Here is a 23088-nt window from a genome sequence, read left to right as displayed (position 1 = left end):
TCATCTCCGTACGAGTGCGTGACGGGCGGCCCGGACGAGTCGGGTCGCACGGCCGGGCGGTCGGCTGCCGGAACGGTCCTGCCACCACTCGGTGAGCCGGCGCCGCGCCTCCGCGTCCTCCGGACGCTCGGCCACCAGCAGGTGCTCGGCGAAGTCCAGCGCGTCCCTGCGGTAGCCGCCGCTCATGGGACGCGACCTCGCGTACGCCAGGAACGCCGGCCGGAACCCCTTCCCCAGGATCTCCGGCAGCTCCGGCGCCACCTTCGCGACGACTCCGGCCCGCTTCGCGGCCAGCGCCCTGCTCTGCACCCCGAGCCTCCGGCTGTCGAAGCCCTCGGGCACCGGCGTCCCCGCGACCAGCGCCGACAACAGCGAGGCCTGCGCCAGCCCCAGGCGCTGCCGGGCGTCCCCGCGCGGGGCGGGGGCCTCCACCGGGGCGGGGGCCTCCATCGTGGCGGCGCCCGGCATGGGGCCGCCCGAGACGCGGGCGCCGGCGCCGATGAGCAGGGACTGCTCCGGGGCGGTGACGGCTCGGCGGGGCGCGAGTACCGAGGTACGGGCGCCGTGCTGGTGGGCCGTGCCCGCCGTCCCCCGCGCTCCGTCCTGGGAGGACCCCCTCGCCCCTGCGGAACGCACGCCCGCCGCGGTGGCGGTGGTGACGGTGGTCCGGATCACGCTCAACTCCCCGGCCAGCTCCTCCGCGGGAGGGAAGTCGTCGTCCCGCTCCAGCAGCACCCCCGGCGGCGAGACCCGCGACGCGAGGTCCGCGAGGACGTCGAGCACCGCCCCCGGCACGGGATGCGCGTGGGTGTCGTGCCAGACCCCGTCGCGCTCGACCCCGCCCGCCACGTGGACGTACGCGATGGCCTCCACGGGCAGTTCGGACAGGGCCTTCGCCGGGTCCTCGCCGCGGTTGACGTGGTTGGTGTGGAGGTTGGCGACGTCGACGAGCAGCCGCACCCCCGTGCGCTCGACGAGTTCCGCGAGGAACTGCCCCTCCGTCATCTCCTCGCCCGGCCACGAGATGAGGGCCGCGATGTTCTCCAGGGCGAGCGGCACCGGCAGCGCGTCCTGGGCGATCCGGACGTTCTCGCAGAGGACGTCGAGCGCGTCGCGGGTCCGCGGCACCGGCAGCAGGTGGCCGGCCTCGATCAGGGGCGTCGCCGTGAGCGGCCCCCCAGCCCGTACGAAGGCGATGTGCTCGGAGACCAGCGGCGCCCCCAGGGCCACCGCCTTCTCCCCGAGCGCGGCGAGCCGCGCCGGGTCCGGCCGGTCCGCGCCGCCGAGCCCCAGCGAGACGCCGTGCGGGACGACCGTCACGCCGCGGGCCCGCAGCCGGGTCAGCGAGTCGGGCAGGTGGCCGGCGCAGATGTTCTCCGCGACCACCTCGACCCAGTCGAGGCCGGGCAGCGCCTCCACCGCCTCCGCGATCTCGGGACGCCAGCCGATGCCGATGCCGAGTTCCGTCATGTCCCCCTCCTTCGGTCCTCAGTCACCCCGGTGATGACCCGGGCGGCGACGTTCGAACCCCACGAGGGGGACGTTCAGAGCTTCATTTGAGGTTCGGGAACGCGGACACCACCGTGCACGAGCCCGGTGCGATCTCCGTGAAGCCGGCGTCCCGCACCACCGGGAGCCCGCTCGTCGTCAGATCCGCCCAGTCCCCGGCCGTCGCGGTCCGGACCGCGAGCGGGAAACCGGCCTCCTGCCACGCCGTGCGCTCGGCCTCCGACATCGCCCACCACAGCAGTTGGGCGCCGTGTCCTGCCTGCGCCATCGTCTTGCCGGCCGACATGTCGAGCGCGGGATTGAGCCAGAGCACCGCCGCCCCGTCCGGTACGGGGCCGGGCGCGGCCGGGTCGTCGAGGTCGGTGCCCGAGACCTGGAGCTTGGCCAGTTCCTTGGGCCAGCCGTCGAGCGGGACCGGCGGGAAGACCCGTACCTCCGCCTCCTTGCCGTCGACCGTGATCCCGGGGAGCGCGCCCGCCTTCCGCCACTCGGCGCCGCGCGCCCGGCGCACCACCTTGCGGATGCGGGCGTCCTGCCAGTCGGTCATGACCTGCGCCCACTCGCCGTCGCCGAGGGAACGGTCGTCGGTGAGGATCTCCAGGACGGCCCGCGCCGCGGTCTCCAGGGCGTCGGTCCTGGCCGGCGGCGCGTCCTTCTCGATGCGGACGACCAGGGGGAGGACGAACTGGGGCTTGTCGTCACGGAGATCGGTCTCGTTGCTGCTCACCCGGCAAGTCTGCCACTGCCGTGACGAGTGATTCTTGTGGGAATCATCGCTTCCGGGCCAGGATGCCCCTCATGAAGAGTGATCTTTTCGCCGGCGAACACCTCGCCGAGACCGCGGGCTTCCCGGGGATGACCCTCCAGAACGCCAAGTCGGTCAAGTACACCGTCAACGGCGAGATGCACGCCCGACAGGGCTCCATGATCGCTTTCCGCGGCGACCTCCGGTTCGAGCGCAAGGGCCAGGGCATCGGCGGCCTCCTCAAGCGGGCCGTCACCGGCGAGGGCCTCGCGCTGATGGCCGTGCGCGGTCAGGGCGAGGCCTGGTTCGCGCACGAGGCGCAGAACTGCTTCATCGTCGAGATCGAGCAGGGCGAGGCCTTCACCGTCAACGGCCGCAACGTGCTCTGCTTCGACGCGACCCTCCACTACGACATCAAGACCGTGAAGGGCGCCGGAATGACCGGCGGCGGCCTCTTCAACTCCGTCTTCTCCGGCTACGGCAAGATCGCCCTGATGTGCGAGGGCAGCCCGATCGTCATTCCCGTCACCCCGCAGGCCCCGGTCTTCGTCGACACCGACGCCGTCGTCGGCTGGAGCGAGCAGCTCCACACCTCGCTGCACCGCTCCCAGTCCCTCGGCTCGATGATCCGCGGCGGTTCGGGCGAAGCGGTCCAGCTCAAGCTGGAGGGCCAGGGCTTCGTCGTCGTCCGCCCCAGCGAGCTCACCCCGCAGAAGAACTCGTCGAGCTGAGACCGAAGCGGGACCGGAGCGAGGCAGGAGCGGGGCCGCGGTGAGAGCCGAAGCGAGCGTCGAGGCGGGTACGGGAACGAGGCTGGAGCGGGTCGGGCGACGGCACGGGCTCCGCGGACCGTGGGTCCTGCGCGAGGTCGGTCTGACGCTGCCCGCCGCCTCCCTCGTCCGGATCGTCGGCGCCAACGGCACGGGCAAGTCCACCCTGCTCCGGCTCCTCGCCGGCATCGACGCGCCCACCGAGGGCAGCATCACCGGCCGCCCGGCCCGCACCGCGTACGTCCCCGAGCGCTTCCCGGCGGCCCTGCCGTTCACCGCCGCGGACTACCTCGTCCACCTCGCGCGGATCCAGGGCGCCGGCCGCACGGCCGCCCGGACCCGCGCGGCGGAGTGGCTGGAGCGCTTCGGCGCCGCCGACCACGCCCGTACCCCCCTCGCCGAACTCTCCAAGGGCACCAGCCAGAAGGTCGCCGTGGCGCAGGCGCTCCTCGCCGACCCGGACCTCCTCGTCCTCGACGAGGCCTGGACCGGCCTCGACACCGGCGCCCGCGCGGAGCTGGACGGCGCCGTCCGCGAACGCCTCGCGGCGGGCGCGACCGTCGTCTTCGTCGACCACGATCCACGGCGGCTCGCGGGGGAGGCGGACGCGGTACACGCGGTGGAGGCGAGCCGCGTACGGGAGGTGCGCGAGACGGCGGCGAACACCCAGGGACCCCTCGTCCGGATCACCGCGTCCGGCGGCCGGCCGCTTCCGGCACGTCTGCCGGGCGACCCGGTGACCGCGCCGGCACCCGACGGCGCGGGCCCCGGCACCCGTACCGGCACCCTCGTCCTCACCGTGGACGCGGCGCACTCCGACGCACTCCTCGGGGTGCTCCTCGCGGCGTCCTGGCACGTCCACCACCTCGACAGCGAAGGCGTACGGGTATGACGGCGCTCCTGCGCTACCAGTCGGGACTGCTGCTCCGCTCGCAACGCTGGCTGGCGCCGCTGCTCCTGTACGTGGCCGTCGTCGGTGTCGGGGTCCGCGCGGGCGAACCCGTGCTCGGCGCCCTGGGCTTCACCGCCGCCGCACTGCTGCCCGTCGCGGCCTGGTCCGTGCGGATCTGCCTCACTCAGGAGCCGCCCGCCGCCCGGAGCGTGATCGCCGCCGCCGCGGGCCGGGGCCGCGCGCACCTCGCGGCGCTGCTCACCGGGACCGCCTGGCCGGCGCTCGTCGGCACCGTCGCCGTCCTCACCGTGACGGCGGTGAGCGACCGCCGCGGTGTCACGGCGCTCTCCGCCGGCTCCACCGGCCTGCTCGCCGCGCTCACCTGCGCCCTGACGGGCGCCGCCGTCGGCGCCCTGTCCTCCCGGCCCTTCCTTCCCGCCCCCGGCTGGTCCCTCACCGCCCTCGTCCTCGGTTCCCTGCTCGCCCTGGTCACCACGGGCTCACCGGCGAAGCACGCCATGACCGCCCTGATCACCGGCGCCCGGACGACGACCGCCGCCCCGCCGCTGCTCGCCTGCGCCGGCGCCGTCCTCCTCGTGGCGGTCGCGGCCGGCCTCTCCTGCCGGGCCACGGCCCGTCTGGAGTGAGCAGCGGCCGCGGTCGGCTCACCGGCTCATGAGCTCCGAGACCTTCACGAAGCGGTAGCCGCGGGCGCGGAGCTCCGGAACGATGCGGCGGACGGCCTGCTCGGTCACGGGGGCGGCGCTGCGGGTGCAGTGCAGGACGACGAGGGAGCCCGGCTTCACCTCGTCGACGACCTGGTCGGCGACGGGGCCGGGGTCCTTCGCGAAGGCGTCCCCGCTGACGACGTCCCACTGGACGGCCGTCACGCCGGTCGGGGCGAGGGCGCGGAGCGCGGCGTCGTCGTAGCAGCCGCCGGGGAAGCGGAAGTACGGGACGACGTTGACCGCCCCGGCGTCGCGGAAGGCGTCGAAGGCGCGCTGCACGTCGGTCGCCATGTCCGGGCCGGCGACGGTCGGCAGGCCGTAGCAGGGCGACGCGAACGAGTAGTGGCTGTAGGAGTGGTTCGCGATCTCGAACCGCGGATCCCCGCCGATCGACTTCGCCTGGTCGGGGTACTCCTCCGCCCAACGGCCCGTCATGAACACGGTGGCGTCGACCTTGAGTCGCCGCAGCGTCGCGATCAGCTCGGGGTTGTCGAACCGCTCGCCCCGCGCGGCCCTCGGCCCCTGGTCCGCCGTCATGTCCGCGTCGAACGTCAGCGCGACGACCTTCTCCGTCCCCTTCGCCCGCCGCTTGTACACGGGCGTGAGCCCGCCCGGACCCGCCGCCATCGTCGGCGGCGCGGTCGGCACACGCGCCGGCTTCGCCCCCGCCGCCGCCGCACTCGCCTTCGCCGACGCGCTACGCGACACGACGGGCGCATCCGTCCTGTGCGCCGGGCCCTCCGCGGCGCCCCCACCACAGCCGACGAGGACGGCGCCCAGTACACCAAGCCCCGCCATCTTCCGTACAGAAATGTTCACGATCGGAAGTTAACCGATCAAAGTGTCTAACGCTCGCGACGCGACAGCGGCAGCACCCGAGTCCACGCACTGAGCTGACGCACCTTCGCCCGCGCCCGCGCGGGCGCCACGAGGACCGCTCACGTCTCCAGGAGCCGCTCCCGGCATTCCTTCACGTCGAAGTCGCCGGGCGGGTAGGTCGGGGCCAGGGCTTCGAGGTGTTCGAGGAGGAGGGTGCTGATGGCCCAGTTGCGGTACCACTTGCGGTCGGCGGGGACGACGTACCAGGGGGAGTGGTCGGTGGTGCAGCGTTCGAGGGCGAGGGCGTAGGCGTCCTGGTAGGCGGGCCAGAGGAGGCGTTCGTCGATGTCGCCGGGGTTGAACTTCCAGTGCTTGTCGGGGTTGTCGAGGCGTCGGAGGAGGCGCGCGCGCTGTTCCTCGTAGGAGAGGTGGAGGAAGACCTTGACGAGGGTGACGCCGTCGTCGGTGAGGGACTTCTCGAACTGGTTGATCTCGTCGTAGCGGAGGTCGAGCCGGGGGCGGGGGACGAGGTCGCGGACGCGGGCGATGAGGACGTCCTCGTAGTGGGAGCGGTCGAAGATGCCGATCTCGCCGGGGAGGGGGAGGGCCTTCATGACGCGCCAGAGGAACGGATGGCCCCGCTCCTCGGGGGTGGGGGCCTTGAAGGCGTGGATGCGGCAGCCGGACGGGTTGAAGAGGCCGATGACGTGCTTGACGGTGCCGCCCTTGCCGCTGGTGTCCATGCCCTGGAGCACGAGGAGGAGGCGTCGGCGGTCGCCGGCGGTGCTCGACGCGTAGAGGCGCTCCTGGAGGGCGGCGAGGCGTGGGACGAGGGCGGCGGTCGCGGCGAGGCCGGCGGCCTTGTCGGTGGGGCCGGCCGGGGCGGCCGAGGTGTCGTACGAGCCGAGGTCGACGCGCTCGCCCCCGGGGACGCGGAGCACGTCGCGCAGGACCGGTTCCCGGGGCTCGCGAGGCGTGCGCTTGCTCTTCCCGTCGCTCTTCTTCGCCATCGGGTGCCCCTTCGCCGCCGCGGTGCTCGTCCTCCCCCGATCCTGCGACGGAACTCCGGCGGCCGCACGCGCGTGGCGCGGCCGCCGGGAACGGGGTCAGGTCAGCACCAGGGGCCGGTGACCGCGAAGGTCGTGCCGGGGGTGTAGCAGTTCACGTACATGGTGCCGCGGTCGGGGGAGAAGGTGACGCCGGCGAACTCGCCCCATTCGGGGGCGTCCGGGGTGCCGATGTTCTGGGCGCCGCGGGCGACGGGGTACACCTCGCCCTTGCGGCTGACGCCGAAGACGTGCTGGGCGCCCTCGCCGTCCTCGCAGACCATGAGGCCGCCGGTGGGGGCGAGGCAGATGTTGTCGGGGGATTCGCCGGGGAGCCGGACGTCGGTGTCGGGGCCGAAGACGACGACGAGGGTGAGCCGGCGGTGGTGGGGCTCGTACTTCCAGACCTGGCCGAAGTGGGTGGCGGCGGAGCCGTCCTTGAGGCGGGCGAAGGAGGAGACGAAGTAGACGGCCCCACCGCCCCAGTAGCAGCCTTCGAGCTTCTGGGCATGGGTGATGCCCTTGGGCCCGAAGTCCTGGAGCCGGATGGGGGTCGCGGTGGCCAGGGGGTCGGGTACGGGGACCCATTCGACGCCCTCGAAGCGGGCGCCGGGCTCCTGGACGGCGGAGAGGTCGGGGACGCCGGGGACACGCATGGCCTCCAGGGCGCCGCCGGCGCGGAGTGATCCCGTACCGCCGAGTGGCCGGTGGGGCAGGAAGCGGTAGAAGAGGCCGAAGGGGCGGTCGAAGGCGTCCTCGGTCTCGTAGACGATGCCGCTGCCGGGGTCGACGGCGATGGCTTCGTGCTGGAAGCGGCCCATGGCTTCGAGGGGGACGGCTCCGGTGCGGTGCGGGTCGGCGCCGTCGACCTCGAAGATGAAGCCGTGGTCCTTGGTGTAGCCGTTGGTGCCGGCCCGGTCCTCGGTCTCCTCGCAGGTCAGCCAGGTGTTCCAGGGGGTCGGCCCGCCGGCGCAGTTGACGGCGGTGCCGGCGATGGCGACGCGTTCGCCGAGGACGTCGTTGCGGCCGTCGAGTTCCAGGACGGTACAGCCGCCTTTGGCGGCGGGGTCGTACGTCAGTCCGGGGACGGTCGGGACGGCGATCTTCCCGGTGACCCGGTTCTCGTGGTTGCGGACGAGGTGCACGCGGCCCCGGCGGCCCGGGAAGGCGCCCATGCCGTCGTGGTTGCTCGGGACGGGGCCTTCGCCGGAGCGGAGCGGATCGCCCTGCCGGGAGAGGACCTTGTAGCGGAAGCCGGCCGGCAGGTCGAGGAGTCCGGCCGGGTCGGGGACGAGGGGGCCGTAGCCGCCCCGGCTTCCGGCGGCGGCCGCGCTGCCGGCGAAGAGTTCGGTGAGGGCGCCGGTGAAGGCGATGCCGGCGACGGACGCGCCGGTGCGGGACAGGAGCTGACGTCGTGTTGCGGACATGAGGCAACAACCCACTTCCTGTTGGCGGACAGACAGGTGGTGTGTGACGTGTGACCCGCATGTGTGTATCACGCACCCTCGTGACGCGTGAACCATGCGGGCCACAACTGCCCCGTGTGGCGCGTGATCTGACCGAAGGTCAGGCGAGGTTCGCGGTGAGGGTGATCGTCGTGCCCGTGAGCGCCTGGCTGACCGGGCAGTTCTTCTTCGCGTCCTCGGCGAGCGCCTGGAACTGGTCCGCGTCCAGGCCGGGGACCTCGCCGGTCACGGTCAGGTGGATGCCGGTGATGCCCTCGCCCGGCTGGAAGGTGACGTCGGCCTTGGTCTCCAGGCGGGTCGGCGCGCTGCCGGCCTTGGCCAGGCCGTTGGAGAAGGCCATCGAATAGCAGGCGGAGTGCGCGGCGGCGATGAGCTCCTCGGGGCTCGTCTTGCCGTTCGGTTCCTCCGACCGGGCGGGCCAGGAGACGTCGTACGAACCGAGGCCGGAGGAGTCGAGGGTGACGACGCCGGAGCCCTTGAGGAGGTCGCCCTGCCAGACGGTGTGTGCGTGACGCACGGTGGCCATGGTGGATCCCTTTCGATCGGGTACGGCCACCAAGCTACTGCGCGACGAGGCCCTTCGCGTCGCGGGCGAGCGCGGTGAGCCGGGAGATCGCCCGGAAGTACTTCTTCCGGTAGCCGCCGTTCAGCATCTCGTCACTGAACAGCTTGTCGAAGGGGAGTCCGGAGGCGAGGACGGGTATCTCGCGGTCGTACAGCCGGTCGGCCAGGACGACGAGCCGCAGCGCGGTCGACTGGTCGGGGACGGGCCGGACGTCGGTGAGGCAGACCGCGGTGAGGTCGTCGGTGAGCGCGCCGTACCGGCTCGGGTGCACCTTGGCCAGGTGTTCGAGCAGGTGCGGGAAGTCGTCGAGGGAGGAGCCCGGTGTGGCGTACGCCGTCTCCGTGACGACCTGGTCGGTGTACGGGGCGGGGGCTTCGGGCAGGCCGCGGTGGCGGTAGTCCTCGCCGTCGATCCGCAGCGGCATGAAGTGGGCCGAGAGGCCCTGGATCTCGCGGAGGAAGTCGGCGGCGGCGAAGCGGCCCTCGCCGAGCTTGCCGGGGAGCGTGTTGGAGGTGGCGGCGAGCGCCACGCCCGCCTCGACGAGCTTGGCGAGGAGGCTGGAGACGAGGACGGTGTCGCCCGGGTCGTCGAGCTCGAATTCGTCGATGCAGAGGAGGCGGTGACCGCTGAGGGTCTTCACGGTCTGCTGGAAGCCGAGCGCGCCGACCAGGTTGGTCAGCTCGACGAAGGTGCCGAAAGCTTTCAGCGAGGGCTCGGCGGGGGTGGCGTGCCAGAGGGAGGCGAGCAGGTGGGTCTTGCCGACGCCGTATCCGCCGTCGAGGTAGACCCCGCGCGGCCCGGTCGGCGCGGCCGGCTTCCTGGCGAACCAGCGGCGCTTGCCGGCTCCGGAGGCGTGCGCTCCGCCCAGTCCCCCGGCGAACGAGCTCAGTGCCTTGACGGCGTCCGTCTGGCTGGGCTGGTTGGGGTCCGGGAGGTACGTGTCGAACCGGACCGAGTCGAACCGCGGCGGCGGCACCATCTCCGCGACGAGGCGGTCGGCGGGGACACGGGGCTCTCGGGAGCAGAGCGAGAGCGGGGCCGCCTCGGCGGAGGCGGCTTCGGTAAGGGCGCGGGTCGACACAGTTCCCCACTGTAATCGTCATGTCAGACTGCGAGGATGCGACGCCTGCTCCCTGTGACGGACATGACAGCCTCCGAGACCTCCGCCGGCCCGGCCGCCGCCGACGGTCGCGAGTGGTCGCTCGACGAGCTCGCCGACGCCTACGCGTACCCGGAGGGTGACGGTGTGTGGCTGCGGGCCAACATGGTCTCCTCGCTCGACGGCGCGGGGCAGCACGACGGGCGCTCCCAGCCGCTCTCCTCCGAGACCGACATGCGGATCTTCGGCACCCTGCGGGGCCTGGCCGACGTGGTGGTCGTGGGCGCCGAGACGGTACGTCTGGAGGGTTACCGCCCCGCACGGGCGCGCGAGGCGTTCGCCGCCCGCCGGGCCGCCGCGGGGCAGGGCGAGGCCCCCGTGATCGCCGTGGTCAGCGCCTCCCTCGCCCTGGACTTCTCGCTGCCCCTCTTCACCTCGCCGCTGGTGCCGACGCTCATCCTGACCGGGGCCGCGGCCTCGCCCGACCGGGTCGCCGCGGCCCGGGCGGCGGGCGCCGAGGTGCTGTTCGCGGGCGACGGGGCCGGGGTCGAGCCGGCCCGCGCGGTGGCGGCGCTGGCGGAGCGCGGGCTCCGGCGGCAGCTGACCGAGGGCGGGCCCCGGCTGCTGGGCCAGTTCGTGGCCGCGGGGGTCCTCGACGAACTGTGCCTGACGCTCTCGCCGACCATGACGGCGGGCGGTGCCCAGCGGATCGCCGGGGGCCCTTCGGTGGCCGTCCCGACACGCTTCCAGGTGGCTTCCGTGCTGGAGCAGGACGGCTTCCTCTTCACCCGCTACCGTCGGATCTGACAATCGGCGGAATTTGTCGTTCCGCTTACCGTCCGCTGGGCACACTTACTGTCGCAGACCCCGTGCGGGCACGGGGAAGGATGGTTTCCGCAGAAGGGCTCCTGAGGTGTTCACAAGCGTTCTGATGATCGAGAAGCCCCTGACGTCCGTCGACGTGGAATTCGTCACCACCCTGCACGGCGACGAGGGCGTGTCCTTCATCGTCCTTATGCAGCCGCGTGGTGACCAGGCCGATGTACTGCTGCGTGCCATCGACGACGTAGCCATGGGCGAGCTGAAGGAAGCGGCCCGCGAGGGCGACGAACCGGAGGGCAAGGCGGCCCGGCTCCCCGCCGAGCAGGCCCTGGAGCTCTCGCTCCAGGCCCTGAGAGACGCCGGCTGCGAAGCGGTCGGCCAGGTCGTCGAGGACCACCCCCTCACCAAGATGAAGGCGGTGGTCGAGGAGTCGGAGGCGGACGAGGTGATCGTGCTCACCGCACCCCACTACGTGGAGGAGTTCTTCCACCGGGACTGGGCCTCCCGGGCCCGCCACAAGGTCGGCGTACCCGTGCTCAAGCTCTTCGCCCACAGCGACTGACGGACCCCGGCCGTGTCCGCGCCCCGTGCAGGGGGCGCGGACACGGCCGCCCGTCCGCCGGGGGCGCCCGGCCGGAGCCACTAGGCTGGTGACCTCCAGAACCACCACCCCGGGGAGAGATCCGCATGGCACCCGCCATTCCCGCCGCCATGGAACGGCCGCACTTCATCGGCATCGGCGGTGCCGGAATGTCGGGCATCGCGAAGATCCTCGCCCAGCGCGGCGCCAAGGTCGCGGGCAGTGACGCCAAGGAGTCCCCGACCGCCGAGTCGCTGCGCGCCCTCGGCGCGACCGTGCACATCGGGCACGCCGCCGAGCACCTCGCCGACGACGCCTCCGCCGTCGTCGTCTCCAGCGCCATCCGCGCCGACAACCCGGAGCTGGCCCGCGCCGCCGAGCTCGGCATCCCGGTCGTCCACCGCTCCGACGCGCTCGCCTCCCTCATGGACGGCCTGCGCGCCATCGCCGTCGCCGGTACGCACGGCAAGACCACGACCACGTCGATGCTGGCCGTCGCGCTCACCGAGCTCGGTCTCGACCCGTCGTACGCCATCGGGGGCGACCTCGCGGGCCCCGGCACCAACGCCCTGCACGGCGCGGGCGACGTCTTCGTCGCCGAGGCCGACGAGAGCGACCGCAGCTTCCAGAAGTACGACCCCGAGGTCGCGATCGTCCTCAACGTCGAGCTGGACCACCACGCGAACTACGCCTCCATGGACGAGATCTACGAGTCCTTCGAGGCCTTCACCGCCAAGATCCGCCCCGGCGGCACCCTGGTCGTCGGCGAGCACGCGGGCGCCCGCGAGCTCGCCCGCAGGGTCGCGGACCGCGACGGTCTGAACATCGTCACGGTCGGCGAGTCCGCCGACTCCGACGCCCGCATCCTGAAGATCGTCCCGAACGGGATGAAGAGCGAGGTGACCGTCCTCCTCGACGGTGCCGAGCACACCTTCACCGTCTCCGTCCCCGGCCGCCACTACGCCCACAACGCCGCCGCGGCCCTCGCCGCCGGCGCCCGCGTCGGCATCGACCCGGCCGAGCTGGCCCAGGCCCTCACCGCCTACACCGGTGTCGGCCGCCGCCTCCAGCTCAAGGGCGAGGCGCGGGGCGTCCAGGTCATCGACTCGTACGCGCACCACCCCACCGAGATGACCGCCGACCTGGAGGCCATGCGGGGCGCCGCCGGGGCCTCCCGCCTCCTGGTCGTCTTCCAGCCCCACCTGTTCTCCCGCACCCAGGAGCTGGGCAAGGAGATGGGCGACGCGCTGGCCCTCGCCGACGCCTCCGTCGTCCTCGACATCTACCCGGCCCGCGAGGACCCGATCCCGGGCATCACCAGCGAGCTGATCATCGCCGCCGCACAGCGCGCCGGCGCCGACGTGACGCCCGTCCACGACAAGGCCGCCGTGCCCGACGTCGTCGCGGGAATGGCGGGCCCCGGGGACCTCGTTCTCACGATGGGCGCGGGCGACGTCACGGACCTGGGTCCGCAGATCCTCGCCCGCCTGTCGAACTGAGGGAGCGGACGAACGATGGCGTACGAGGTCGAGAAGACCGACGAGGAATGGAAGGCGCAGCTGAGTCCGTCGGAGTACCAGGTACTCCGGCAGGCCGGCACGGAGCCCGCTTTCCGTGGTGAGTACACGGACACGAAGACGCAGGGCGTCTACTCCTGCCGTGCGTGCGGCGCGGAGCTCTTCACGTCGAACGAGAAGTTCGAGTCGCACTGCGGCTGGCCGTCGTTCTTCGACCCGAAGGACAGCGAGGCCGTCGAGCTGATCTCCGACACCTCCCACGGCATGGTCCGCACCGAGGTCCGCTGCTCCCGCTGCGGCTCCCACCTGGGCCACGTCTTCGAGGGCGAGGGCTACCCCACGCCGACCGATCAGCGCTACTGCATCAACTCCATCTCGCTCCGCCTGGAGCCGGGCGAGAGCTGACGCCGGGGAGGGTGGTCCTCGTGCCGCGCATGGAGACCGCCCAGGACGTCGACGCCTGGTTCGGGGAACACGGATGGTTCCCCGGCCGGGACGTCGCCGGTCTGCTACCGGCGATCCTCGCGGACGTCACCGAGGACGCCCGGCACCAGGGGTTCCCTCTGGAGCCGTTCGCCGCCGCCACGGACTTCCTCACGGAGCACGCGGGACTCCGGCTGACGCTCGACGCCCGGCGCGGCGACCACCTCCACCTCACCCCCGCGCTCCTCTGGCATTCGACGGCCGGCGGCATCGCCGAACTGGGCCACCACCTCGGCGTGCGGCTCTTTCCCGTCGGCTGGGACTCGTCGGAGGGATCACCCGTCGTCATCGACGAGCGGGGCCGGTTCTTCTACCTGCACCACACCGGCGACTACTACATGGGTGCCGACAAGCACGAGGCGATGATCGCCCTGGCCCACGCGCCCATGAGGGACGCGGAGGACTTCTACGTCCGAACGGCCGGTGGGCTGAACGGGCTTTAGGGGGCGAGGGGTTCGGGGGCTAGCTCGTCGGCGGGAGCGGGGCGCGGGGCGCGGTCGAGGAGGGTGATGACGGGGCGGACCAGGGCGGCGGCGAGGACGAAGAAGACGGCGAGGCCGATCCAGCCGATCCGGCCGGTGGCGATCACGACGGTGGTGACGATGCTGGGGCCGATGATGCCCTGTCCGGTCGAGCCGAGGTTGAAGACCGAGAGGTAGGTGGCCTTCTGCTCCTCGGGGGCGTAGAGGTAGGAGAGCTGCCAGCCGCCGACGGCCTGCCAGAGCTCGCCGAAGGTGAGCAGTACGCAGCCGATGGCCAGCACCCCGACCGCCACGACGGCGCTCGTCCCCTGGGCCAGTGCGAAGGCGACGCAGCAGCCGGCCAGCGCCAGCCCGCCGCGCCGCAGTGCCCGCCCCGCCCCGGTGGAGTCGTCGGCCCCGTTGGAGAAGGGCACTTGGAGCAGGACGGCGAGCACGGTGTTCGTGAACACCAGGATCGGGACGATCGCGGCGGGCGCCTTGGTGGCCTGGACGGTCCACAGCGGGATGCCGACCGAGAGGATGGTCATGTGCAGGGAGAGCACGCCGTTGAGCCCGGCGAGGGTGACGTAGCGCCAGTCGCGGAAGCCGCGGATCGCGCGCAGGGCGCTGCGGGAGGTGCGGGCGACGGTGCTCTTCGGCAGGCGCAGCCGCAGCAGCAGCGCGGCGGAGAGGGTGAAGGCCAGCGCGTTGCCGAGCACGATGCCCCGGTACGCGGTGGTGCTGGAGGCCGAGAGTAGGGGAGCGGCGAGCAGCGCGCCGAGCGAGAAGCCGACGTTGCGGACGGTGCGGATGATCGCCATGGTGCGGACCCGGTCCTCGGGGCCGGTGGTCTCGGCGACCACGGCCTGGGTGAGGGGCGGGGTGGAGCCTTCGGCGGCGGCCATGCAGGAGGCGACGACGACGAAGGCGAGCGGTCCGTTGACGAAGACCAGGCCGACGAAGCAGCCCGCTCGCCAGAGTTGGGTGCCGATGAGCGTGCGGTGCGGCCCGAAGCGGTCGCCGATGACGCCGACCGGGACGGTGGCGAGGAAACCGAAGCCGGCGGCGACGGCGAGGCCGAGGCCGATCTGGGCGTTGCTGAGGCCGACGTAGCGGATGAAGAAGACGGTGGAGCCGGCCAGGAAGAGGCCGGTGCCGACCGAACTGATCAGCGCGGTGAGGGCGAAGGTCCGTCCGGCGGGGGTGGCCGGGATGTAGTCGGCGGCCGAGGGCAGCTTCACGACCGGTCGCCCTCCGTAGGAGCGGGGGCGGGGGCGTCACCGGAGCGGTCCGCCTCGGAGGCCGCGGGAGCGGAGCCGGAGGCGGGGGCGGGGGCCTCCACCGAGCGGACGGTGATGCGGTCGGCGGCGGCCAGCGCGTTGGCGGCGGCCTCGGGCCCGTCCGCGCCGATGGCGATGATCTGTCCGGCCCGCTCCCAGGAGCTGGTGGTGGGCTTGACGGTGTCGCCGGCGGCGACGGCGAGCTGGACCTGGTGCACGCCCTTGGCCTGCCGTGCCTCCTCCTCGCCCTGGACGGCTTCGACCAGGCCGGGGGCGGCGCTGAGGAAGCGCACCGCCGCTCCGGCCACCGGATCCCGCGACGGGACCGGCCCGTGGCCTTCGAGCAGTCCGAGCAGGTCGGCGACGAAGTTGCCGCCGTAGGCGAGCGAGATGAGGACGGAGATGCCGTCCCCGGGCAGCCGGGCCGCGCACTCCACCAGGTAGGGGCCGCCGTCACCGAGAATCCACTCGGCGTGCAGCACGCCGTCCTGGAAGCCGGCAGCGGTGGCGAGCTGCTGGACCGCGTCGTGCAGTGCGGCCTCGGTGGCGGCGGGCAGCGCGGCGGGTACGGCGTGGGCCAGCTCGACGGGGTGGCGGGAGCCCTGGACGGTCTTGGCGGTGACGTTGCGGAAGCCGACCACGCCCTGGTGGACGAGGGCTTCGACGCTGACCTCGGGCCCGTAGACGCGCTGCTCGACCAGGTAGCGGTCGGCGCCCTCGTACGGGGCGCGCTGGCGGGACTCGCTGGCCCCGGCGGTGTGCTCCCAGAGGGCGTGGGCGTCGTCCTCCGGTTCGAGCAGCTGAACTCCGAGGCTGGCTTGGCGGTTGGCCGGCTTGATCACGCAGGCGGCGCCGTGTTCGGCGCGGAAGCGCTCGACCGCGTCCGGGCCGTGGACGGAGGCCCACCGGGGCTGGGGGATACCGGCCTCGTCGGCGACGGTGCGCAGCCGGGCCTTGTCGCGGAAGACCCGGGCGGCGGGGAGCCCGGCCCCGGGCAGGCCCCAGGAGTCGGCGAGCGCCGCGGCGGCGACCACGGCGTACTCGACGGCGGGGATGACGGCCCGCACGTTCTGCGGCCGGGGAAGGGCGGCGACGAGCCGTTCCGGGTGTTCCTCGTCCTGGGTCGGGGCCTCGATCAGGGCGGCCACGCAGCGGAAACGGGCGGCCAGTTCCTGTGCGCCGCGGGCGGCGATGACGCTCGGCTCCTCCAGGATCAGCACCGACCGCTCCGGGAGGCGTTCCTCGAGCTCGGGCAGGATCCAGGCGCCGTAGCCGACCAGGACATGGGTGACGGTGTCGGTCAGGGACATCAGAAGTGCCTCGGTCACTGGGAGGAAGGGCGGAGATCGGTGAAGAGCGGCCGGAAACACGCCGAGACGAACAGCAGTGGAACGGAGCAGGCAGTGGAACGGAGCAGGGCGCGAACACTGCGACGAAGGGAATGCTGCATCTCGGGCATGACGGTACGCCGGATGCGCCCCCCGCGATCGTTCAGGACGGTACCTGAAACGGCCTGATCTTTAACCGGTTCGGTCAAGTTCCGCAAGCGTGCGCCCCATCTCTGTCAACTCTCGGTCGAGGGCGTGGATCCCGTGGCCTCCCGGGCTTCCGCGCACAGGCCGGCGGTCGTTGACACCCGTCGCGCGCCGCTGCTCTCATGACGCCGCGTCAACGGCTTTGAGCGATCGCTCGGCCGGACGGATCTCAAGAAAGCGTGCGTGGGGGATGTTCCGCATTGTCCGAACCCGGCGGGTGTCGCCGTGACCCTGATCGTCATCGGGGCCAACCCGGAGGTCGCCCGGGCAGCCGAGACGCTGCCGGGTGACGTTGTTCACGTCCAGCTGCCCGGTGCTCCTGCGGGGGAGGGGACTTCGCCGGTTCTCACCGTCGACTTCCGACGGGATTCGGACTTTCTCGAGTTCGTGGATTCGACGCTCCGACCGCTGGCTCCGACCGCCGTGGTCTCGCTGACCGAGCTGGGCCTGGAACCGGCCGCGGCCGCGGCCGAGCGGCTCGGCTGCCTCGGCGTCTCGCCGGCCGTGGTGCGCGCCACCAGGGACAAGCTGGAGATGCGGCGCATCCTGGAGCGCAGGGCGCCGCACCTGAACCCGGCCTTCGCCGCCGGCGACGACGCCGAAGCGGTGGCTCGGCTGTTCGCCGGGCATCCGCTGGTGGTGGCCAAGCCGGTGGACGGCGCGGGCTCGATGGCGATCCGGCTGCTGGAGCGGCCCGAGCAGCTCCCGCCGGAGAACCGCACCGGCGGGACCCTCCTGGAACAGTTCGCCGGCGGACGTGAGTTCAGCGTCGAGGCCTTCTCCGAGGGCGGCCGGCACACCGTGGTCGGGATCGCCGAGAAGGGCACGACGGACGGCTTCGTCGAGGTCAGCCACCTGATGCCGGCGCCCTCACTGGACGCCGCCGGGCGGCGGCTGGTGGAACGCGCGGTCGCCGAGCTGCTGGACGCGGTGGGCCTGACGGACGGGCCGAGCCACACCGAGGTGAAGCTCGACGGTGAGCGGGTCGTCGTGATCGAGACGCACAACCGGCCCGGCGGCGACGGCATCGCCGAACTGGTGCGGCTGACCACCGGGATCCACTGGCGGCGGGTCGCGCTCGGCTGGCCGATCGGCGAGGGCCTGCGCCGCGAGGAGGCCGCCGCGGGCGCCGCGGCCAAAGTGTTCTTCACCGCGGCGCCGGGCCTGGTGGAGCGGGTCGCCGAGCAGCCCGAGCTGGGCCGCGGCCGGGTGGTGGACTGGGAGGTCTCGGTGTCGGTGGGGGACCTGGTGCAGCCGCTGCGCTCCTCGGCGGACCGGCTCGGGGTGGCCACCCTGGCGGCTGACGGGGTGGCCGAGTGCGTTGCCGCAGTGGCCGAGCTGACTGCCGTTCAGGTGGTCGTCACCCGACCGGTGGAGTCGGCGGGAGCAGATCAGGCCGAAAGCTGACTTGACGCGGCTTTCAACTCGGGCCAGAGCCCGTCTCGGTGTGCAGGATCGCGGCATACACCTCGACAACTTCACCACGGGATATGAACATGTGCAGGCTTCGTGCTCATCACGTGACACTGCGGTGCGGGCCGATCGGCAGCAGACCAGCGCTACGTGACCGGGCGTGCCGGCCAGATCTTCGACCCATATGACCCGTCGGTCCCACAAGGCCCGACGGGCGCAATCCCGCAATCGGCGGAAGAAAGGCGACAGCAATGCCGTGCCCCGAACTCTCGTGGCAGCCAGCCCGTACCGACTCGCGGGGTGCGTGAGATGTCGCAGTCGCACGCCGGGGCGCTCGTCCCGGCCTCTCCCGTACCGACGGGCCATCAGGCCGCCGTCGGCACACTGGCCGAGGTGCCGGCTCCGCGGGTGACCGCCGTCCCGGTGGCCGCCCTGCTGCCCGGTGAGTCGCCGCGCTCGGACGGGCTCGACCGGGAGCACGCGGTTCGGCTCGCCGACGTGGACGGGCCGCTGCCGCCGATCCTGGTGCGCCGATCCGACATGCGTGTCATCGACGGCATGCACCGCCTGCTGGCCGCCTGCGTCCGGGGGCAGGAGACCATCGACGTCGAGTTCTTCGAAGGGTCGGCCGAGGACGCCTTCCTGCGTGCCGTGGAGGCGAACACCGCGCACGGCCTGCCGCTTTCGCTGGCGGACCGGCGGGCGGCGGCCGAGCGGATCATCGCCTCGCACCCCCAGATGTCCGACCGGGCGATCGCCCGGGTGTCCGGGCTGGGCGCGAAGACGGTGGCCGGAATCCGGCTGCGTTCAACTGACGCGGATCCGCAGTTGAACACCCGGGTCGGACGCGACGGGCGGGTCCGCCCGCTCAGCAGCGCCGAGGGCAGGCGGCGGGCCGCCGAGGTCATCGCCGAGAAGCCGAACGCCTCACTGCGGGAGATCGCCCTGATCGCCGGGATCTCCCCGGCCACCGCGAGCGACGTGCGCAAACGTCTCCAGGCCGGTCGACTGCCGGTCGGCGGCGGCGAGGCGGGCACCTCGGCGCGCAGCGGCGGACCGCGGGCCGAGGCGTCGGACGGCCCCGCGCCGACCGTGCTGCGGCCGAAGGACACCTGGGTCCTCCGGGCGGCCCCGGCGCCGGTGGCGCTCGCCCCGGCCGCGCCCACGCTGGCTCCGCCCACTCCCGCCCAACTGCTGGAGAAGCTGCTGCGCGACCCCTCGCTGCGGCTGAAGGAGGAGGGCCGGCACCTGCTGCGCCTGCTCCAGCAGAACGCCGCCGCCGAGTGGTCCGGACTGAGCTCCGCCGTCCCGCCGCACCGCGCCGCGCTGGTGGCCGATCTGGCCTGGCAGTACGCCGCCAGTTGGCTGGAGTTCGCACAGGAGTTGGCTCCCGCACGCCCGGCCGTCGATTTCCGGAAAATGCAGCGTCCGGGGGCGTTCCGAGAATAAACACGGAACCTTTTGTTCCCCTTGGGTCCGCTGATAATGTCGCCGAAGCGCCGGAAAATAATTGGACGTGGGAGCTGCAATGATCAACCCCGACTTCGCGATCAGCGACGAGGATGTGGAAAGCTTCAGGGAGCACGGCTTCCTGAAGCTCAAGGGAATCTTCTCCCAGGAACTCGTCGAGCACATGCGGAGCCTCAGTGGTTCTCAGGTGACGTCGCCCACCGACAACTACGGTGCCGGCTTCAGCAAGCTGAAGTACGACATCGGGAACGACGACCCGACGATCCTCTCCCTCATGGGTGACCCGGCCTTCTCCGCCGCGATGAAGCAGCTCACCGGTGCGCAGCTGTTCTTCACCCAGGGCCTCGGTTTCGAGCTGGAGAAGAACAAGAGCACTGGTTTCCCCTGGCACGTCGGGACCCAGAGCTTCGGCTTCCAGCGCCGCGAGGACCTCGGCTTCACCATCTGGACGCCGCTCACCGAGATCCGGGCCGAGGAGCAGGCCGGCGGCATGAAGTACGTCTCGAAGAACGTCTTCTCGGGCGAGTTCGTCTACCAGCACATCAACATGCTGCCGGGCTTCATGCGCAACGAGATCGCGGCCGGCAAGGAGATCGGCTACGACGACTTCCACAAGCTGAAGAACAACCTCCTCAACTCGCCGGAGATCAAGCCGCTGCTCGACTTCTCCGCGGTCGAGGACGACTTCGAGCCCGGCGACGCGCTGATCTTCGACAAGTACGTGCTGCACCGCAGCGTCCCGCTGGGCGAGGGCCCCATCTCGTCCCGGCTGGCCTACGCGCTGCGCTTCTCCTCGATCGACGCCCGCTGGGACGAGTCCCGGGTCGAGGCGCTCGCCTTCCCGCGGGTGACCTTCGACTACAACGTGGGCAGCGACTTCAACGAGGTCGTCGGCAAGGCGGACGGCGACCGGGTCTACGAGAGCCCGCACTTCGACGGCACCCGTGAGGCCCGCACCCTGGCCTGAGCCGCGCCTCCCGCACGGGCATCGGGATCCCCTTCGGACCCCGGTGCCCGTGCGGGCCGTCGCGCTGTCCGCAGAACGCCGCGGACCGTCGCCGAACGCCGCGGACCGCCCCCCCAGAGACAAGGACTCGAAGACCCATGGCAAGCGTCGGGAACGGCACCCGGATCACGCTGCGACCGGCCCTGCCTGCCGACGGCGGGCAACTGGCCGAGATAGCGCGCGAGGCGTACGGGAAATACCTGGCCGAGCTGGACGAGCCGCCGGCGCCGATACTGCTCGACTACGAGAAGGTCGCCGCCGCGGGCCGCACCTATCTCGCGGTGGAGGCGGACGAGGTGCTCGGAATGGTGACGGTCGAGCCCAGTGATCCCCATCTGATCCTGCGCAATCTCGCCGTCCGGCCGTCCCATCAGGGGCGCGGAATAGGTCGGCGGCTGGTCTCCCTGGTCGAGGAAATGGCGCGGGACGCGGATCTGCGCGGAGTCCGGCTGTGGACCCGCGCCGAAATGAGCGACAACATAGCCTTTTATAAAGGGCTCGACTACGTGTACACGCATTCCGAGGAGACCGTGAATGCGCGTCGCGTCTTCTTCATCAAAGACCTGAACCCGGCTGCAGACCGAAACGGGAGTGCACAGTAGTGGCCCTCGAATACACGCCCATAGCGAACCGCCTCGCCGCCACCTTCGCCGCGGAGGTGAAGTCTCCGAACCTCACCTCGGAGACCATCCGAGAATCGGGCCGGGCGATCTACGAGACGTACCTGGAGCACAAGGTCCTGGTGTTCCGTGCCCAGGACATATCGGCCCGCACTTTCGCCGATTTCGGCACCATCTTCGGGCGCCCGGAGGAGCACCACGTGCTCAAGCTCCGCCACCCCGAGGAGCCGACCCTCACCTGGCTTTCCAACCAGAACGAGCCCGGCCGGAACAAGGAGATGAAGACCTCCGGCCAGGGCTGGCACTCGGACTACTCGTACAAGCTGGTGCCCGGCAGCGCGACCATGCTGCACGGCCTGGAGATCCCCGAAACCGCCGGCGGCGACACCCTGTTCGCCGACGCCGAGGCCGCCTTCGCGGCGCTGCCGGAGGAGCGCAAGGCGTACCTCCGCACGCTCCGGGTGCGCCACCAGTACCGCTGGTCGCCGGACCGCGAGGACCCGTGGGCCCGCTGGAAGTACATCGGCCCCGAGGAGCGCAAGCAGACCCCGGAGATCACCCACCCGCTGGTCCGCCGCCACCCGGACACCGGGCGCGAGACGCTGTTCATCCAGCCGCGCATCATCGGCAGCGTGATCGGCATCGACGGCCTGCCGGAGGACGAGAGCACCGCGTTGATCGAGGAGCTGATCGCGCACATCACGAGTGACCCCTTCGTCTACCGCCACAAGTGGAGCCCGCTCGACGTGGTGGTCTGGGACAACCGCTGCGTGCTGCACTCGGCCACCACCAAGGACCTCGACGAGAAGCACGTCCGGCGGCTCCTGCGCCTGACCACGGCCGGTTCCGCGGTCACCCCCTCGCTCCCCGAGGTGGGCCACAGCCGGCGTTCGCCGAACTCCTCCGACTGACGGTCCGTCGGTCACCCGTGCGGGGCGCCCGGTTACGGGCGGGCGTCCCCGCTCCCGCCCCAAGTCCGTCCTCGACGCGTCAGCGAGTCATCATGTCTTCGGGATTCCCGGTCAAGAGCACCGGCAACGAGTTGTACGCCCACATGCTGGGCATCCTCGACCGGCTGGTGGGCTTCGACACCACGAGCCACAACTCCAACCTGGAACTGATCGGCTACGTCCAGCGCCTGCTGTCGGCCAACGGCATCGACAGCCACCTGCACTTCAACGAGGACCGGACCAAGGCCAACCTGGTGGCCACAGCCGGGCCGGCCGGTGACGGGCGGCGCGGCATCCTCTGGTCCGGCCACACCGACACCGTCCCGGTCACCGGGCAGGCCTGGACCGCCGACCCGTTCACGCTGCGGGTGACCGAGGACCGGGCGATCGGCCGCGGCACCGCCGACATGAAGGGCTTCCTGGCCTGCTGCCTGGCGCTGCTGTCCACCGTCGACCAGCAGGCGCTGCCGATCCCGGTCACCCTGGTCCTCACCTACGACGAGGAGGTGGGCTGCGTCGGCGCTCGCAGCCTCGTCGAGGAGATGCGGACCTGGACCGGCGAAGTGACCGGCTGCGTGGTGGGCGAGCCCACCGGCATGCAGGTGGTGGTCGGCCACAAGGGCAAGCAGAACTACCGGCTGCGGCTGACCGGCGAGCCCAAGCACGCCGCGCTCGCGTCCCAGACCGCCAACCCGATCGTGTCGGCCGCCGAGTTCATCGGCTTCGCCGAGTCGCTCAACGAGCGCTTCCGTGACTCCGGCCCGTACGACGAGCGGTTCTCCATCGGCCACTCCTGGATCAACGTCGGCCGGATCGAGGGCGGCCTCAAGGCCAACATCGTGCCGGGCGACTGCACGGTGGAGCTGGAGATCCGCAACGTGCCCGACCACCCCTGCGCGGACATCGCCGACGAGCTGCGCCGGTACACCGAGGGCGAGTTGCTGGCCGCCATGCGCAAGCGCTACGCGCCGGCCGAGGCGGTGCTGGAGCAGCTCTCCGACACCCCCTCCTTCGCGATGGAGCCGGACCACGCCTTCATCGCCCGCGCCACGGCGGCGGCCGGGCAGGACGCCGAGCCGGAGTACGTGCCGTTCGGGACCGAGGCCGGGTTGATCCGGGGCATCGCCGGGCTGCCGACCGTGGTGTGCGGCCCCGGCTTCATCAGCGAGGCCCACACCGCCGACGAGTTCGTCCCGCTGGATCAGCTGCGGCGCTGTCTGGCGCACCTGCAGGCGATCGCGGCGACTCCCTGAGCGGAGCCCCCGCGCCGCACCCCGGTGCCCCGTACCGCCAAAGCCGACCGAGAAGAGAG

The 23088-nt window shown here is 72.0% G+C and carries 23 protein-coding genes; 14 read left to right on the top strand and 9 right to left on the bottom strand.

Annotated elements, in window-relative coordinates; genetic code table 11:
• Both MRBLMG1_RS05345 and MRBLMG1_RS05340 read right to left on the bottom strand, forming a co-directional pair.
• A complete protein-coding gene (locus tag MRBLMG1_RS05345) occupies positions 1 to 1470 on the bottom strand; it encodes a DUF692 domain-containing protein (protein WP_367821225.1) in 1470 nt (489 codons plus the stop codon).
• A gap of 82 nt (positions 1471 to 1552) precedes the next feature.
• Positions 1553 to 2236 (bottom strand): peptidyl-tRNA hydrolase, encoded by a 684-nt coding sequence (locus MRBLMG1_RS05340; RefSeq protein WP_367821224.1) that lies wholly within the window; start codon positions 2234 to 2236, stop codon positions 1553 to 1555.
• Positions 2237 to 2307: 71 nt separating this feature from the next.
• Between MRBLMG1_RS05340 and MRBLMG1_RS05335 the strand changes: the two genes are divergently transcribed.
• Genes MRBLMG1_RS05335 through MRBLMG1_RS05325 form a run of 3 tightly spaced genes read left to right on the top strand, consistent with a single transcriptional unit; the run spans position 2308 to position 4563 of the window.
• Positions 2308 to 2985: an AIM24 family protein gene (locus MRBLMG1_RS05335; protein ID WP_367821222.1), complete on the top strand. Its 678-nt coding sequence runs from the start codon at positions 2308 to 2310 to the stop codon at positions 2983 to 2985.
• Between the two features lie 40 nt (positions 2986 to 3025).
• Complete coding sequence (locus MRBLMG1_RS05330; protein WP_367821220.1) at positions 3026 to 3916, top strand: ATP-binding cassette domain-containing protein; 891 nt, start codon at positions 3026 to 3028, stop codon at positions 3914 to 3916.
• Positions 3913 to 4563 carry an ABC transporter gene (locus MRBLMG1_RS05325; protein ID WP_367821219.1) on the top strand — a complete coding sequence of 217 codons (651 nt, stop codon included), beginning with the start codon at positions 3913 to 3915 and terminating at the stop codon, positions 4561 to 4563. The genes MRBLMG1_RS05330 and MRBLMG1_RS05325 overlap by 4 nt, the downstream gene beginning before the upstream one ends.
• Before the next feature lie 18 nt (positions 4564 to 4581).
• Here the strand turns inward: MRBLMG1_RS05325 and MRBLMG1_RS05320 are convergent, their stop codons facing one another.
• From MRBLMG1_RS05320 to zapE, 5 genes are all read right to left on the bottom strand, one after another.
• Entirely contained in the window at positions 4582 to 5442 is an 861-nt protein-coding gene (locus MRBLMG1_RS05320; protein WP_367821332.1) for a polysaccharide deacetylase family protein, read from the bottom strand.
• Between the two features lie 140 nt (positions 5443 to 5582).
• On the bottom strand, positions 5583 to 6473 hold the full coding sequence (locus MRBLMG1_RS05315; RefSeq protein ID WP_367821218.1) for a PPK2 family polyphosphate kinase: 891 nt from the start codon (positions 6471 to 6473) through the stop codon (positions 5583 to 5585).
• A 101-nt stretch (positions 6474 to 6574) separates the two neighbouring features.
• A complete protein-coding gene (locus tag MRBLMG1_RS05310; protein ID WP_367821216.1) occupies positions 6575 to 7936 on the bottom strand; it encodes an alkaline phosphatase PhoX in 1362 nt (453 codons plus the stop codon).
• 139 nt (positions 7937 to 8075) lie between these two features.
• The gene (locus MRBLMG1_RS05305; protein ID WP_367821214.1) at positions 8076 to 8501 is read right to left on the bottom strand and encodes an OsmC family protein; all 426 of its coding nucleotides are present in this window, start codon (positions 8499 to 8501) and stop codon (positions 8076 to 8078) included.
• 34 nt (positions 8502 to 8535) lie between these two features.
• Entirely contained in the window at positions 8536 to 9621 is a 1086-nt protein-coding gene (zapE, locus tag MRBLMG1_RS05300; RefSeq protein ID WP_367821212.1) for a cell division protein ZapE, read from the bottom strand.
• Between the two features lie 36 nt (positions 9622 to 9657).
• On the opposite strand from zapE, the gene MRBLMG1_RS05295 reads away from it, so the two are divergent.
• The 5 genes from MRBLMG1_RS05295 (at position 9658) to MRBLMG1_RS05275 (ending at position 13484) form a co-directional block, all read left to right on the top strand.
• The gene (locus tag MRBLMG1_RS05295) at positions 9658 to 10446 is read left to right on the top strand and encodes a pyrimidine reductase family protein (protein ID WP_367821210.1); all 789 of its coding nucleotides are present in this window, start codon (positions 9658 to 9660) and stop codon (positions 10444 to 10446) included.
• 106 nt (positions 10447 to 10552) lie between these two features.
• The gene (locus MRBLMG1_RS05290; RefSeq protein WP_367821208.1) at positions 10553 to 11023 is read left to right on the top strand and encodes an indole-3-glycerol phosphate synthase; all 471 of its coding nucleotides are present in this window, start codon (positions 10553 to 10555) and stop codon (positions 11021 to 11023) included.
• Positions 11024 to 11148: 125 nt separating this feature from the next.
• Positions 11149 to 12540 carry a UDP-N-acetylmuramate--L-alanine ligase gene (gene murC / locus MRBLMG1_RS05285; protein ID WP_367821207.1) on the top strand — a complete coding sequence of 464 codons (1392 nt, stop codon included), beginning with the start codon at positions 11149 to 11151 and terminating at the stop codon, positions 12538 to 12540.
• Positions 12541 to 12555: 15 nt separating this feature from the next.
• Entirely contained in the window at positions 12556 to 12963 is a 408-nt protein-coding gene (gene msrB / locus MRBLMG1_RS05280; RefSeq protein WP_367821205.1) for a peptide-methionine (R)-S-oxide reductase MsrB, read from the top strand.
• Positions 12964 to 12992: 29 nt separating this feature from the next.
• Complete coding sequence (locus tag MRBLMG1_RS05275; RefSeq protein ID WP_367821330.1) at positions 12993 to 13484, top strand: SUKH-3 domain-containing protein; 492 nt, start codon at positions 12993 to 12995, stop codon at positions 13482 to 13484.
• Here MRBLMG1_RS05275 and MRBLMG1_RS05270 read toward each other — a convergent pair.
• Complete coding sequence (locus tag MRBLMG1_RS05270; RefSeq protein WP_367821204.1) at positions 13481 to 14743, bottom strand: MFS transporter; 1263 nt, start codon at positions 14741 to 14743, stop codon at positions 13481 to 13483. The genes MRBLMG1_RS05275 and MRBLMG1_RS05270 overlap by 4 nt on opposite strands.
• Positions 14740 to 16092, bottom strand: coding sequence for an ATP-grasp domain-containing protein (locus MRBLMG1_RS05265; protein ID WP_367821203.1), 1353 nt, complete (start codon positions 16090 to 16092; stop codon positions 14740 to 14742). Before MRBLMG1_RS05265 ends, MRBLMG1_RS05270 begins: the two co-directional genes overlap by 4 nt.
• 612 nt (positions 16093 to 16704) lie before the next feature.
• Between MRBLMG1_RS05265 and MRBLMG1_RS05260 the strand changes: the two genes are divergently transcribed.
• From MRBLMG1_RS05260 to argE, 6 genes are all read left to right on the top strand, one after another.
• A complete protein-coding gene (locus tag MRBLMG1_RS05260; RefSeq protein WP_367821201.1) occupies positions 16705 to 17724 on the top strand; it encodes an ATP-grasp domain-containing protein in 1020 nt (339 codons plus the stop codon).
• A gap of 315 nt (positions 17725 to 18039) precedes the next feature.
• Positions 18040 to 19179: a transcriptional regulator gene (locus MRBLMG1_RS05255; protein ID WP_367821200.1), complete on the top strand. Its 1140-nt coding sequence runs from the start codon at positions 18040 to 18042 to the stop codon at positions 19177 to 19179.
• A 67-nt stretch (positions 19180 to 19246) separates the two neighbouring features.
• The gene (locus tag MRBLMG1_RS05250) at positions 19247 to 20167 is read left to right on the top strand and encodes a phytanoyl-CoA dioxygenase family protein (RefSeq protein ID WP_367821199.1); all 921 of its coding nucleotides are present in this window, start codon (positions 19247 to 19249) and stop codon (positions 20165 to 20167) included.
• Positions 20168 to 20304: 137 nt separating this feature from the next.
• A complete protein-coding gene (locus tag MRBLMG1_RS05245) occupies positions 20305 to 20808 on the top strand; it encodes a GNAT family N-acetyltransferase (RefSeq protein WP_367821197.1) in 504 nt (167 codons plus the stop codon).
• On the top strand, positions 20808 to 21737 hold the full coding sequence (locus tag MRBLMG1_RS05240; RefSeq protein WP_367821195.1) for a TauD/TfdA dioxygenase family protein: 930 nt from the start codon (positions 20808 to 20810) through the stop codon (positions 21735 to 21737). Before MRBLMG1_RS05245 ends, MRBLMG1_RS05240 begins: the two co-directional genes overlap by 1 nt.
• Positions 21738 to 21829: 92 nt before the next feature.
• A complete protein-coding gene (gene argE / locus MRBLMG1_RS05235) occupies positions 21830 to 23029 on the top strand; it encodes an acetylornithine deacetylase (RefSeq protein WP_367821193.1) in 1200 nt (399 codons plus the stop codon).
• Positions 23030 to 23088 lie beyond the last annotated feature (59 nt).

The organism is Streptomyces sp. LMG1-1-1.1 (assembly GCF_040815545.1).
GTDB lineage: Bacteria > Actinomycetota > Actinomycetes > Streptomycetales > Streptomycetaceae > Streptomyces.
This window is presented reverse-complemented; position numbering and strand designations above follow the sequence as displayed.

Coding starts and splice junctions, on each gene's coding strand:
- murC (WP_367821207.1), top strand. CDS start 11,149: ATGGCACCCGCCATTCCCGCCGCCATGGAACGGCCGCACTTCATCGGC.
- argE (WP_367821193.1), top strand. CDS start 21,830: ATGTCTTCGGGATTCCCGGTCAAGAGCACCGGCAACGAGTTGTACGCC.
- MRBLMG1_RS05305 (WP_367821214.1), bottom strand. CDS start 8,501: ATGGCCACCGTGCGTCACGCACACACCGTCTGGCAGGGCGACCTCCTC.
- MRBLMG1_RS05275 (WP_367821330.1), top strand. CDS start 12,993: ATGGAGACCGCCCAGGACGTCGACGCCTGGTTCGGGGAACACGGATGG.
- msrB (WP_367821205.1), top strand. CDS start 12,556: ATGGCGTACGAGGTCGAGAAGACCGACGAGGAATGGAAGGCGCAGCTG.
- MRBLMG1_RS05265 (WP_367821203.1), bottom strand. CDS start 16,092: ATGTCCCTGACCGACACCGTCACCCATGTCCTGGTCGGCTACGGCGCC.
- MRBLMG1_RS05315 (WP_367821218.1), bottom strand. CDS start 6,473: ATGGCGAAGAAGAGCGACGGGAAGAGCAAGCGCACGCCTCGCGAGCCC.
- MRBLMG1_RS05255 (WP_367821200.1), top strand. CDS start 18,040: ATGTCGCAGTCGCACGCCGGGGCGCTCGTCCCGGCCTCTCCCGTACCG.
- MRBLMG1_RS05245 (WP_367821197.1), top strand. CDS start 20,305: ATGGCAAGCGTCGGGAACGGCACCCGGATCACGCTGCGACCGGCCCTG.
- MRBLMG1_RS05295 (WP_367821210.1), top strand. CDS start 9,658: ATGCGACGCCTGCTCCCTGTGACGGACATGACAGCCTCCGAGACCTCC.
- MRBLMG1_RS05335 (WP_367821222.1), top strand. CDS start 2,308: ATGAAGAGTGATCTTTTCGCCGGCGAACACCTCGCCGAGACCGCGGGC.
- MRBLMG1_RS05345 (WP_367821225.1), bottom strand. CDS start 1,470: ATGACGGAACTCGGCATCGGCATCGGCTGGCGTCCCGAGATCGCGGAG.
- MRBLMG1_RS05310 (WP_367821216.1), bottom strand. CDS start 7,936: ATGTCCGCAACACGACGTCAGCTCCTGTCCCGCACCGGCGCGTCCGTC.
- MRBLMG1_RS05320 (WP_367821332.1), bottom strand. CDS start 5,442: ATGGCGGGGCTTGGTGTACTGGGCGCCGTCCTCGTCGGCTGTGGTGGG.
- MRBLMG1_RS05325 (WP_367821219.1), top strand. CDS start 3,913: ATGACGGCGCTCCTGCGCTACCAGTCGGGACTGCTGCTCCGCTCGCAA.